The organism is Methylobacterium haplocladii, assembly GCF_007992175.1.
Classification (GTDB): domain Bacteria; phylum Pseudomonadota; class Alphaproteobacteria; order Rhizobiales; family Beijerinckiaceae; genus Methylobacterium; species Methylobacterium haplocladii.
In genome coordinates, this window is sequence record NZ_BJZT01000024.1 from 110910 (window position 1) to 122869 (window position 11960).

Genomic DNA, 11960 nt, shown 5'->3' on the forward strand with positions numbered 1-11960 from the left:
CGACGATTTGGCGGCCCTTGGCATCACCTGATGCCGGGGCCGCATTTTTGTGGCCTCATGGAGCACATGCACCGAGGAACCGTCGGATACCGGACCCAAATGGTGGTGCGCGCAAATGGCAATTCGGGCCAGCGTGCATATGCATTAATGGGGTCGGCCAACCTCAGATTGGGGCGGCGAGCCGCACGGCTGAGTGAGCAGGTTGTGCGCCGTGCCCCGATACTTCTTCGACGTCCATGATGGCGTGGATGCCATCGATGATGCAGGTCAGGATCTTCCCGACCTTCCAGCCGCCGAAGCCGAGGCTGTTCGCATCGCCGGCAACTTTGCGACTAGACCGGCCATGCTCGGCGCAGAGGGGGGCGCGTTGGTTGTCGTTGTCCGCAATGCTCCGGATTGCGTCGCGCTGAAGGTTCGCCTGGTGTTCAACATCGACAAGCCCTGGAAACGCCAGCGCGTGCCCGTCGCGTCTACGGCGTGAAACCTCGAACAAGAGCGCCCTGGAGAACGGGCGATCTGCGGGGCGAAGGTCGGGTCGGGAGGCCGCTGCCGCCGAGGCAAAGCGACAGCGGTAAGATGGCGATAGGCCCCTATAGGTGCGCACGCGCCAACTTATGACCGGAGACGAGCGCGAGAGTTTCGCGGTCTTTAAGCAGCAAGCTCACTCAGCCCTGCCGTCCTCAGCGCGACGATGTGTGCCCGCGTACGGCCGACGGCTCGCAGCACGGGTAGGCCGGAGTTGCCTGCAGCGGGCGGCTGCAGCGCAATCCAAACCGACTTCGCCCCGCAGCTTCGGCTCGCGGGGCGCTTTCGTTTTCAAACCTGTCGGCTACCTCGCTCCCTGCTTCTGGCTGATCCAGCCTTATCGGGGGCTAATTCAGCAGATGAAGGTTGCAGGGAAGATGTGGATTTTCAGCACTATGCTTGTACTGTCAATCGTCCTGCCAGCGCAGTCGTCTGTTTTAGATTGTAGCCCTGAGATACAGAAGAAATTTCAAATCAGGCGTAAATCTTGGGCGGCATCGATTATCGCGCTACGTGCTGCAAAAGAACAGGCTTATTGCCGCGCAAGCGCCGACAACGTCACGGCAATGCAAAAATTCGGCGCGATGTTTTCGCCGGCGTAGTGCTATTTCCCAGGAACCCCTGAACTTTGAAAAAAGAATAGACGAGCAGCGAGCCGATGGTGCCGAACAAGGCTGCCGAGAGCATTCCGCCTCAGGGGCGACGGGCGGGGTAGGCCTCACCACTTGGTGCATCGGCTCCATGAGGCCGCATTTCCGGTGGCTCAGTCGTTATGCGAATCTCGAAAGCTGTCCGTCATTGCGCGCGTAGCGAAGCAACCCGAGGCCAGACCGACGACGATCACGGGGTTGCCCTGGTTTGCTTCGCCCGCGGCGCGCAAGGACGACGGTGGACGTTGCGCTTGAACGCACCTCATCTTGGCGGCCAGAACACCCGATCCGCCAGCAGACAAAAAACCACCACGGCGAGAACCAGCGAGAGCCCCTGCCAGAAGATCAGCGGGTTGCGCTCCAGCAGCGGCAGGCTGCGCGTGTCGGTGAGGGCCGGGTTGGGGTGACGGAGGTCGTGGAGGAATTCGGAGAGGACGGTGTAGCGCCGCTGGGGATTGGGGTGGACGGCCCGGCGCAGGGCGCCGTCGACCCAGGCGGGCAAGGTCGGGCGGCTGTCGCGGGCGGAGCGGTAGCGGAGCTTGCGCTGGCTCGCCCGGGTCCAGGCGCGGGCAGCCGCGGCGCCGTAGGGCAGCCGGCCCGTCAACAACTGGTAGGCGATGACGCCCACCGAGAAGACGTCCGAGCCCGGCGTGGCCGCTTCCCCCAGAAAGCATTCCGGCGCGGTGTATTGCAGCGTGCCGAGCATCGCCTCGTCCGCCACCGGCGGCTCGGCCTCGATGACGCCAGCGACCTTGGTGGCGCCGAAATCGATGATCCGCACGGTGCCGCCGGCATCGATCAGGATGTTGTCGGGCCGCAGGTCCCGGTGGACCATCTCGCGCCGGTGGAAGGCCTGCCCGCCCCGGGCGATCTGCTCGACGAGGCTGCGGACGGTTTCGAGACCGGGCTCGCGATGGTCGGCCATCCACTGCGTCAGCGTCTGGCCGTCGACGTAGTCCATGGCGACGTAGAGGTGGCTGCGCCGCCGCGTCTGCGGATGGGCCTTGAGCACGTGGAGGTTGTCGATCCGCCGGGCGATCCACTCCTCCATCATGAAGCGCCGGAGATAGGCGGGGTCGTCGCGCAGATCGACCGAGGGAACCTTGAGCGCCACCGTCGCGCCCGTCGCCGCATCCTTGGCGAGATAGACATGGCTGCGCGCGCTGGCGTGGAGCGGGCGCAGGATGTCGTAGCCGTCGAAATGCGTCGGCGGCTCGAGCACTGGGGCTGGCGCCAAACTGTCCACGTTGCCGAAAAGATCGGTCGGCTCGCCCGATGGTAGGGCGTCGATGCGTACGATCTGGACAGTCAGGTTGTCCGGGCTGCCCGCTTCGTAGGCAGCCTCGGCGATGGCTTGGGCAGCCACGTCGAGATTGCCCGCGCCGGCGGCAATCTGTGCAGCGATAGCCCTGGCGGAGACGTATTCGTGGACGCCATCCGTCGTCAGCACGAACACGTCGCCGTCCTCGACCGGAACGGCCCAGTAATCGATCTCGACATGGGCGTTCACGCCGAGCGCGCGGCCGAGATAGGATTCCTGCGAGGACGCGACGACCCGGTGGTCCTCGGTCAGCTGTTCGAGCGACGTGCCCGAGACCCGGCCGATCCGGGCGTCGCCGACATGGAAGAGGTGGGCCGTGCGCGACTTCAGCACCAGCGCGCTGAGGGTGGTGACGTAGCCCTTGTCGCGGTCGTCGGCATGGCGGCCGCGGCGGGTTTCGGCGTGCAGCCAGGAATTGGCGGCGGTGATGACCCGCTGCGCCGAGGTCTTGACCGACCAGGTCTCGGGCGTCGCGTAATAGTCTTCGAGGAACGTCTTGACCGCGGTCTCAGCGGCGATCCCGCCGACGGCGCTGCTGCTGATGCCGTCGGCGAGCGCGACGGCCACGCCCTTCAGGCCGAGATCGGGCTGGCGCGGCACCAGGGCGCCGTAGAAGTCCTGGTTCGCGTCCTTGCGGCCCCGCGCACTGTGCTGGCCGAGGGAGACCGTCAGTTCCGGTGGCATCGTATAACGCAAGGCCTGTTCGAGCGGACGGGTGCTGCCTTTATCAACGATCCTCATGCTGAGGTGCCCGCGCAGCGGGCCTCGAAGCACCGCCGACGGCCCTGCACCCCCTATCACGCAGACGTGCCAAACGGCGTGGATCGTGGGGCGTGTCTATTCGGGGTCCGACACCGAACTGGGGATCCTCGGACGACCCGGCACGCAGTTCACCGGTGCTCGTGTGGCCTGGGCGAACGTTTGCCGTCCTTCGAGGCCCGTTTTCGCGGGCACCGTGGCATGAGGATCGCGGTGCTTGTCACGAACGTTCAGCCGTGTGGCCCCGGCCCTGACGGGCCGAGGCGTGGGAACCGGCGTCCGGTCAGGCCGCGAGGCGGCGCGGACTGGCCGCGACCGCGGCGGGGCCGCGCTTGGCGCCGGTGCGGACGTGGGTCGAGTACAGGGTCAGGCCGGTGAAGGCGAGGCCGCCGACGAGGTTGCCGAGCACGGTCGGGATCTCGTTCCAGAAGAAGTAGTCGTAGATCGAGAAGTGGGCGCCCAGCATCAGGCCGGCCGGGAACAGGAACATGTTCACCACCGAGTGCTCGAAGGTCATGAAGAAGAACAGCATGATCGGCATCCACATGGCGATCACCTTGCCGCTGACCTGGGTCGAGATCATTGCGCCGACGACGCCGGTGGAGACCATCCAGTTGCAGAGCATGCCGCGCACGAAGATCGTCAGCCAGCCCTGGGCGCCGTGCTCGGCATAGCCCAGCGTGCGCTTCTCACCGATGCCGGCGATGAACTGCGCCACCTTGTCCGGCGGTGTCGAGAATCCGTAGGTGAAGACGATCGACATCATCAGGGCGACGGTGACCGCACCGGCGAAATTCCCGACGAAGACGAGGCCCCAGTTGCGCAGCACGCCGCCGACCGTGACGCCCGGTCGCTTGTCGAGCAGCGCCAGCGGCGCCAGCACGAACACGCCGGTGAGGAGGTCGAATCCGAGCAGGTAGAGCATGCAGAAGCCGATCGGGAACAGCGCCGCGCCGACGATCGGGATGCCGGTCTGCTGGTTGATGGTCGTTGCGAAGACCGCGGCGAGCGCCAGGATCGCGCCGGCCATGTAGGAGCGGATCAGGGTGTCGCGGGTCGACATGAAGACTTTGGATTCTCCGGCGTCGACCATTTTGACGACGAATTCGGAGGGCGCGAGATAGGCCATTGATGATTCCTGGGCGGCGTCGGTCGAGCCGGAAGGGATGCGGATAGGCGTGCGGCGCCCGCGGGCGCCTGCTCAGCGGGCATGGCGCCCGCGGCGTGATGAAGAATGCATCATCCATGCCGGGCTTCGCCGTCCGGGTCCGAACGCGGGTCGTCACGCACCCGCGTGAGCCCGGGTTCCGCCGGGCTGCCCCAATCACGGTCCGATCGCGGCAAGACCTGCCGACAGCCATCTTGCTCGTTACGCTCTCCCAGAGGTTCGAGCCTCCGATCGCTCAGCGCTTGCGCACGAATTCCGTCCGCAGGACGAGACCCTTGATCGCGTCGTGGCGGCAGTCGATCTCCTGCGGGTCGTCGGTGAGCCGGATCGTCTTGATGACGGTGCCCTGTTTCAGGGTCTGGTTCGCGCCCTTCACCTTCAGGTCCTTGATCAGCGTGACGGAATCGCCGTCGGCGAGCGGCGTGCCCGAGGCGTCGCGGGTCTCGGCCCGCGCGGCGGCAGCGGGCGCCGTCGCGGTCGGGGCCGGACCCCACTCGCCGCGGGCCTCGTCGTAGACCCAGTCTTCGTCGTCGCCGGTCACGTGCGTCTCCGCTTCGAAGGAGCCGCCTTGTCGCGGTCGGAGGGGCCGCCGGCAAGCGCCGTCTCGCGGATCCGTGAGCGGCTCCGCCGCATTCTCGACCGACTGCCGCGCCACCTCCCCCGGTAGCGGCCGGCGCGGATATGGAATGCCGGTTGCAGCAGGCTTCGCGCGAGACCCCGCGTCCCCGCGCCGATCGATCCCGAGGACATGATGAGACAGACCAAGACAACGCTGCTCGCGCTGACGCTCGCCCTGATCGCGGGCGGGACCGGCGCGCCGCGCGCCGCGGACTATGTTGTCGGTGCGCTGCAGATCGCCCATCCGTGGGCGCCGGCGACGCCCGAGGGCGCCAAGGTCGCGCCCGGTTATCTCACGATCACCAATACCGGCCGCGAGGCCGACCGGCTGATCAGCGGCTCGTTCGTCGATGCCGGCCACGTCGAGATCGTCACCGGCGGCGGAAAGGCGACCCAGGCCATCGCGGGCGGCCTCGTGATCGCTCCGGGCGAGACGGTTACGCTCGGCCCGGCCGGCCCTCACCTGATGTTCACCGGGCTGATCGGGCCGCTCGAACGGGGCAACACGGCGCAGAGCATCCTGCGCTTCGAGAAGGCCGGGCCGATCGTCCTCGAATTCGCGATCGAGGGCGGCGGGCAGAAGAGTGGTGGCCGGCGGGGACGCTGAGGGCGCCTGCCCTTGCCAAGGCCCGCATCGCGGTCCATCCCAACCCTCGGGATGCGGGCAGTCCTCACGGCGTGTGAGTCCATCGGCCGTTCGCTTCCACGCCTGAGGATACCGATCACGTGGTGCCTGAACCTTCGACCGCCTCGGCGCTGCCCAAGGCGCGCACCGGCATCTCCGGCTTCGACGACGTCACCTATGGCGGGCTGCCCGCCGGCCGGCCGTCGCTGGTCTGCGGCGCCGCCGGCTGCGGCAAGACGCTGTTCGCGGTGACGTTCCTCGTCAACGGCGCGACCTTGTTCGACGAGCCCGGCGTGTTCATGAGCTTCGAGGAGCGGGCCGAGGACCTCGCCGCCAACGTCGCCTCGCTCGGCTACGACCTCGACGGCCTCGTCGCTGAGAAGAAGATCGCCATCGACCATGTCCGGGTCGAGCGCGGCGAGATCGAGGAATCCGGGGAATACGACCTCGACGGCCTGTTCATCCGGCTCGCCTATGCGGTGGACACCATCGGCGCCAAGCGCGTCGTGCTCGACACCATCGAGACGCTGTTCGCCGGCCTCACGGACGCCGCCGTGCTGCGTTCGGAACTCCGCCGCCTGTTCGGCTGGCTCAAGGATCGTGGGCTGACCGCCGTCATCACCGGCGAGCGTGGCGACGGCCACCTCACCCGCCAGGGCCTGGAGGAATACGTCTCCGACTGCGTGGTGCTGCTCGACAACCGCGTCGAGGACCAGATCACGACGCGTCGCCTGCGCGTCGTGAAGTATCGCGGCTCGGCGCACGGCACCAACGAGTATCCGTTTCTCATCGACGAGCAGGGCATCAGTGTCCTGCCCGTCACCTCGGCCGATCTCGATTACGGCGCGTCGAGCGACGTGCTCTCGTCGGGTATCGCGGGGCTCGACGCCATGCTCGGCCCCGGCGGGTTCTTCCGCGGGTCGAGCGTCCTGATCTCGGGCGTTGCCGGCACCGGCAAGACTACGATCGCCGCGCATCTGCTCGACGCCGCCTGCCGCCGGGGCGAGCGCTGCCTGGCCTTCGTCTTCGAGGAGAGCGGCGCGCAGATCTGCCGCAACGCCCGATCGGTCGGGCTCGACCTCGAACCGCATATCGACGACGGCCTGCTGAAGTTCGAGGCGGCGCGGCCGTCGCTCTACGGGCTGGAAATGCACCTCGCCCGGATGAATCGCGACATCGAGCAGTTTCAGCCCTCGATCGTGGTGATCGATCCGGTCTCGGCCCTGCGCGGTCCGGCCAACGAGCTGCAGGCGACGCTGCTGCGCATGGTCGACATGCTCAAGAGCCGCGGCATCACGGCGGTGTTCACCAGCCTGCGCACCGACGGCACTTTCGACCAGGCCGGCGATCTCGGCCTGTCCTCGATGATGGATGCCTGGATCAAGCTGCAGGACGTCGACGCCAACGGCGAGCGCACCCGCACGCTCTACGTCATCAAGGCGCGCGGCATGAGCCATTCGAACCAGGTCCGGGAGTTTCAGATGTCGGCGTCCGGTGTACGGCTCGTCGACGCCTATGTCGGCCCGGCCGGCGTTCTCACCGGGACCGCCCGGATCGTCCAGGAGGCCGAGGAGCAGGCCGCCCTGCTGCGCCGCCGCCAGGATTCCGAGCGCCGCCGCCGCGAGGTGCAGCGCCGCCGCGAGAGCATCGAGCGCCAGATCGCGGAACTGCGCGCGAGCCTGGAGCTTGCCGATGAGGAGGAGCAGGTGATCCTCGGAGAGGACGAGTTGCGCGAGACCCTGCTGATACAGGAACGCACGACGATCGCCGGACGACGGGGGGCTGCGGAATGACCGAGACCATCGCGACCGAGACCGATCCCAACGCGGATGCGGATCTCGAACCGGGCCACTACCACCTGCGCCTCTACGTCGCCGGACAGACCATCAAATCCGTCACGGCGCTGGCGAACCTCAAGCGCGTCTGCGAGGAGCATCTGGCCGGCCGCTACGAGATCGAGGTGATCGACCTCCTGAAGAACCCGCAGCTCGCCGCCGGCGACCAGATCCTGGCGATCCCGACCCTGGTGCGCCGCCTGCCGGAACCGCTGAAGCGGATCATCGGCGACCTCTCCAACACCGACAAAGTGCTCGTCGGCCTCGATATCCGCCCGAAAGCGACACCTTGAACGATCATGGGTCCGATCCGGCCTGCTACCGTCTCCGGCTGTTCATCGCCGGGTCGGCACCGCGTTCGCGCCGCACGATCGAGAACCTGCGCCGGATCTGTGCCGAGCACCTCGCCGGCCGGTTCGATCTCGAAGTGGTGGACATCTATCAGCAGCCGGAGATCGCGAAGGCCAACCGCATCGTCGCCGCCCCGACTCTGCTGAAGCTGACGCCCCTGCCGGAGCGCCAGATCATCGGTGACCTCTCCGACGAGGCGCGCGTACTGCGCGGCCTCGGCCTCCCATCCGCGATCGGGCTCTACGATGAGCACGGCTCCTGATGCCATGGCCGAGGTGACCGCTGCCGAGACCGACCGCGCCCGCATCCGGGAGCTCGAAGCACGTCTCGAGGAGAGCGAGGAGACGCTGGCTGCGATCCGGCGCGGCGATTTTGACGCCGTGGTGGTGCAGGGGCCGGACGACCATCAGCGCGTCTACACCTTGGAGAACGCGGACCGTCCCTACCGCGTCCTGATCGAGCAGATCCAGGAAGGCGCGCTCACCCTCGCGGCCGACGGCACCATCCTCTACTGCAACCGCCGGATGACGGAGATGCTCGGCCTGCGCCAGGAGCGCCTGATCGGCCAGCCTTTCCACGCCTTCGTCGCCGCCGATGACGGCCTGGCCCTGCAGCATCTCCTGCGCGCGGCGGCTCAGGGCAGCGCGCGGGGCGAGCTTTGCCTGCAGGCGGTCGGCGGCGTCGGTCTTCCGACCAACGTCTCGCTGAGCCAGCTCGAACGCGACGACACCGCGCCGCTGCTCTGCGGCGTCGTCACCGACCTGACCCAGCAGAAGCTGCACCTGCACGAACTGGCGGAGGCGAACGCCCAGCTGCGCGCCCAGGGGGAGGAGCGCGAGCAGATCGAGGATGCGCTGCGGCAGGCCCAGAAGATGGAGGCGGTGGGCCAGCTCACCGGCGGCATCGCCCACGATTTCAACAACCTCCTGACCATCATCAAGTCCTCGACCGACCTGCTGCGCCGGCCCGACCTCGCCCCCGCGCGCCACCGCCGCTACGTCGACGCCATCGCCGACACCGTGGAGCGCGCCGCCCGGCTCACCGGCCAGCTCCTCGCCTTCGCCCGGCGGCAATCGCTCAAGCCCGAGACCTTCGACGTCAACGACCGCGTCCACCGCATCACCGAGATGCTCGGCACCATCGTCGGCGCGCGCATCCGCATCGAGCGCGTCCTGCACGCAGCGCCCTGCTGCATCGAGGCGGATGTCAGCCAGTTCGAGACCGCGCTGGTGAACCTCGCCGTCAATGCCCGCGACGCCATGGAGGGCGAGGGCGAATTGAAGCTCCAGGTGCTCTGCGGGGCGACGATGCCGGCGCCGGCTGGGCAGCCGGCCGATCCGAAGCCGTACGTTGCCGTGGCCGTCACCGATACCGGTTGCGGCATCCCGGCGGAGAAGATCGGGCGGATCTTCGAGCCGTTCTTCACCACCAAGGAGGTCGGCAAGGGCACAGGGCTCGGCCTCTCGCAGGTCTTCGGCTTCGCCAAGCAATCGGGCGGCACCGTCGGCGTCGAGAGCGCGCTCGGCGCGGGTTCGACCTTCACGCTCTATCTGCCCCAGGTCGAGCCCGGCACGGGCGCCGCACGATCGGCCCCCTCGACCCGCGGCATCCAGCGCGACACCGGCGGCGGCCGCCGCGTACTGGTGGTGGAGGACAACGCCGACGTCGGCGCCTTCTCGACGCAGCTCCTGCAGGACCTCGGCTACACCACCACCTGGGCGGCCCGCGCCTCCGAGGCGCTGCTGCTCCTCGTCGAGGACGCATCGCGGTTCGACGTGGTGTTCTCCGACGTGGTGATGCCCGGCATGAACGGCGTCGAGATGGCCCGCGAGATCCGCCGCCTCTACCCGGCCCTGCCGGTGGTCCTGACCAGCGGCTACAGCCACGTGCTTGCCGAAGAGGGTCCCCAGGGCTTCGAGCTGTTGAGGAAGCCCTACGCGGTCGAGGATCTGTCGCGCGTGCTGCGGAAGATCACGCGGCAGCGGGGGAGTTGACGCTTCTGGAGCAATCGCCGCTGCCCGAGGGAACGATCGGGCGCGGGCTTCCAGCGGTAGGTGCCCGCGTTGAATGTCCGGCACGGGTGGAGGCCAGCGCTTTCCCCGTCGGCCCGAAGCAGACGTTCTGCCTCCGACCGAAAAACGGCCCCGCGCCAGCGGAGCCGTTTTCTGGCCGGTACTTGTGGTAGTTAGCCTTCGGGGGTGTACATCGCCTCCACTTCCCACGAGCCGGACGGCTGGCTGTGGAGCTGCCAGAAATGCTCGGCAACCGCCGTGGCGTCCTTCTCGCTGTTCACGAAGCCCGCAATGGTGACGGTGGCGACGTGGACACCCTTCTCTTTGAAGGTGTCGAAGATGCCTTGCGCCAGGGCGCGGATGCCCGCCTTGCCGATGCTGAGGGAGAGGTATTCCGGATGCGGCTGGAGCGCGAACCCGCCGCCGGTCAGCAAGACTGAGCCGGAGCCGCGTGCGAGCATCTTCGTGGCCGCGGCCTGAGTGGCGGCCATGGCGCCACCGACGTTCACAGCCAAGTCGGTGTTGAAGCTGTCGCGCGGCTGATCGGCCAAGGTCTGGTTGCGCATCGAGGCGGCGTTGAAGTGCAGGACATCGATCCCGCCGAACGTGCCTTCGACGTCGGCGATGAGTGCCGCGACGCTCGCCGGGTCGCCTGCGTCCACTGTGCGAGCCTCGGCCTTGTAGCCCTTGGACTTGAGTTGGTCGGCCAGCTCCTGTGCCTTGTCACCCTTCCGGGCGCTCAAGACGACCTGGAAGCCTTCACGGGCAAACCGCTCGGCGGTGGCGAGGCCCATGCCGGGGCCGGAACCGATGCTGAGAAACGTCGTCATAGCTGAACTCCTCGTTGCTGATGACGCCGAAGGTAGCCCTTGCACGCAGCTTGAATAATCCGGGGAAGCCGCATTTAACTCCTGCGGATGATGCAGGAATTGCAGGAGCTGGGCGGCCTGGATGAGCTGGCGGCCCTCGTTGCGGTCGCGGAAGCTGGCAGCTTCATCGCGGCGGCGAAGGTGCTTGGACGGGATGCGTCCGTGCTATCGCGCCGGGTCAGCCAGCTTGAAGAACGCCTCGGCGTTCGGCTGCTCTCCCGCACGACGCGACGGGTGGCCCTGACTGAAGTGGGTTCGGCCTACTGTCGCCGGGTGCAAGCACTGCTGGACGAACTGGCGAGCGCCAACCGAGAAGCCACCGACAACGCGGCCAGCCCGCAGGGCTTGGTGCGGGTGTCGGTTCCGGTATCGTTCGGGCGGGCATGGATTGCCCCGCTGCTGCCGGCGTTTCTGGCTCGGCACCCGCAAATCCGCCTCGACCTTCGGCTGACGGATCGCTTCGTCGATGTCGTCGCGGAAGGGTTCGACGTGTCGATCCGGGTTGCGGCCGGGGAGCAGCGGGATAGCTCGCTCACCACGCGCAGGATCGCGTCCTACCGGAACCTGCTCGTCGCATCGCCGGGCTACCTCTCCGCTCATGGCACACCACGCGCACCCGACGACCTGATGCAGCACGCCTGCCTCGGGTTCACCGGCTACGCAGCATGGCCCGACTGGCCGCTGACGAAGGACGGAAAGCGCCACACGGTGCGTCCGAACTGCACCCTCGTGGCCGATCACTCGGAAGTGCTGCTCACGGCGGCCGTCGAAGGCGCAGGGATCACGTTCACGGCCGATTGGCTGGCTGGGCCTGCGCTTCGCGCCGGGCGGCTGATCGAGGTGCTTCCGGGCTGGGGAGGGAAGAAGAGCGGCGGCGTCTACGCCATCCTACCGCCCGGCCGCCTGGTTCCGGCGAAGACGCGCCTGTTCGTGGACGAGGTTGCTCAGGCCATCAAAGCCGGGTGGGCGCGATAGGCGGGCAGGACAAAACTCCAGAGTATTTCAATGATCGCCCGTAAGCGGACATTCCGACCTTCTGCCAAGGGCCGAAACGGGAAGGTCCGCTTCAGGGCGAAGGGTCAAATTCGGCTCCCCACCTACAGCAGCCGAAGTGTACCTATTCAAGAATGTCCGGTTTAGGGGAGTCACCAGGGCGTCCTGAGCCATCTCAATAGGCGCTCGGGCACAACCAGTCCCGCCAGCCCAAACCCAATTCTGAACCGCCCC

General features: G+C 67.4%; 11 protein-coding genes. 7 read left to right on the forward strand and 4 right to left on the reverse strand.

Features of this window, described 5'->3' with window-relative positions; translation table 11 throughout:
• Positions 1-211: 211 nt before the first annotated feature.
• The gene (locus tag MHA02_RS11490; protein WP_147078775.1) at positions 212-481 is read left to right on the forward strand and encodes a DUF6894 family protein; all 270 of its coding nucleotides are present in this window, start codon (positions 212-214) and stop codon (positions 479-481) included.
• A 956-nt stretch (positions 482-1437) separates the two neighbouring features.
• On the opposite strand, the gene MHA02_RS11495 is transcribed toward MHA02_RS11490, so the two are convergent.
• The 3 genes from MHA02_RS11495 to MHA02_RS11505 form a co-directional block, all read right to left on the reverse strand.
• Complete coding sequence (locus MHA02_RS11495; RefSeq protein ID WP_147078790.1) at positions 1438-3180, reverse strand: bifunctional protein-serine/threonine kinase/phosphatase; 1743 nt, start codon at positions 3178-3180, stop codon at positions 1438-1440.
• Positions 3181-3538: 358 nt separating this feature from the next.
• Positions 3539-4384, reverse strand: coding sequence for a formate/nitrite transporter family protein (locus tag MHA02_RS11500; protein WP_147078776.1), 846 nt, complete (start codon positions 4382-4384; stop codon positions 3539-3541).
• 274 nt (positions 4385-4658) lie between these two features.
• Positions 4659-4964 carry an alkylphosphonate utilization protein gene (locus MHA02_RS11505; protein ID WP_147078777.1) on the reverse strand — a complete coding sequence of 102 codons (306 nt, stop codon included), beginning with the start codon at positions 4962-4964 and terminating at the stop codon, positions 4659-4661.
• A gap of 210 nt (positions 4965-5174) precedes the next feature.
• Between MHA02_RS11505 and MHA02_RS11510 the strand changes: the two genes are divergently transcribed.
• The 5 genes from MHA02_RS11510 to MHA02_RS11530 all read left to right on the forward strand — a co-directional run bounded on the left by MHA02_RS11510 (position 5175) and on the right by MHA02_RS11530 (position 9846).
• Positions 5175-5648 carry a copper chaperone PCu(A)C gene (locus tag MHA02_RS11510; protein ID WP_170249183.1) on the forward strand — a complete coding sequence of 158 codons (474 nt, stop codon included), beginning with the start codon at positions 5175-5177 and terminating at the stop codon, positions 5646-5648.
• 122 nt (positions 5649-5770) lie between these two features.
• Positions 5771-7459 (forward strand): circadian clock protein KaiC, encoded by a 1689-nt coding sequence (gene kaiC, locus MHA02_RS11515; RefSeq protein ID WP_147078791.1) that lies wholly within the window; start codon positions 5771-5773, stop codon positions 7457-7459.
• On the forward strand, positions 7456-7794 hold the full coding sequence (locus tag MHA02_RS11520) for a circadian clock KaiB family protein (protein WP_147078779.1): 339 nt from the start codon (positions 7456-7458) through the stop codon (positions 7792-7794). Before kaiC ends, MHA02_RS11520 begins: the two co-directional genes overlap by 4 nt.
• The gene (locus MHA02_RS11525; protein ID WP_147078780.1) at positions 7791-8114 is read left to right on the forward strand and encodes a circadian clock KaiB family protein; all 324 of its coding nucleotides are present in this window, start codon (positions 7791-7793) and stop codon (positions 8112-8114) included. Before MHA02_RS11520 ends, MHA02_RS11525 begins: the two co-directional genes overlap by 4 nt.
• On the forward strand, positions 8098-9846 hold the full coding sequence (locus MHA02_RS11530; protein WP_147078781.1) for an ATP-binding protein: 1749 nt from the start codon (positions 8098-8100) through the stop codon (positions 9844-9846). The genes MHA02_RS11525 and MHA02_RS11530 overlap by 17 nt, the downstream gene beginning before the upstream one ends.
• A 191-nt stretch (positions 9847-10037) precedes the next feature.
• Here MHA02_RS11530 and MHA02_RS11535 read toward each other — a convergent pair whose 3' ends face one another.
• A complete protein-coding gene (locus tag MHA02_RS11535; protein WP_147078782.1) occupies positions 10038-10694 on the reverse strand; it encodes an SDR family NAD(P)-dependent oxidoreductase in 657 nt (218 codons plus the stop codon).
• Positions 10695-10781: 87 nt separating this feature from the next.
• Here MHA02_RS11535 and MHA02_RS11540 point away from each other — a divergent pair, with 87 nt between their 5' ends.
• Positions 10782-11708 carry a LysR family transcriptional regulator gene (locus MHA02_RS11540; protein WP_238180182.1) on the forward strand — a complete coding sequence of 309 codons (927 nt, stop codon included), beginning with the start codon at positions 10782-10784 and terminating at the stop codon, positions 11706-11708.
• Positions 11709-11960: the final 252 nt, after the last annotated feature.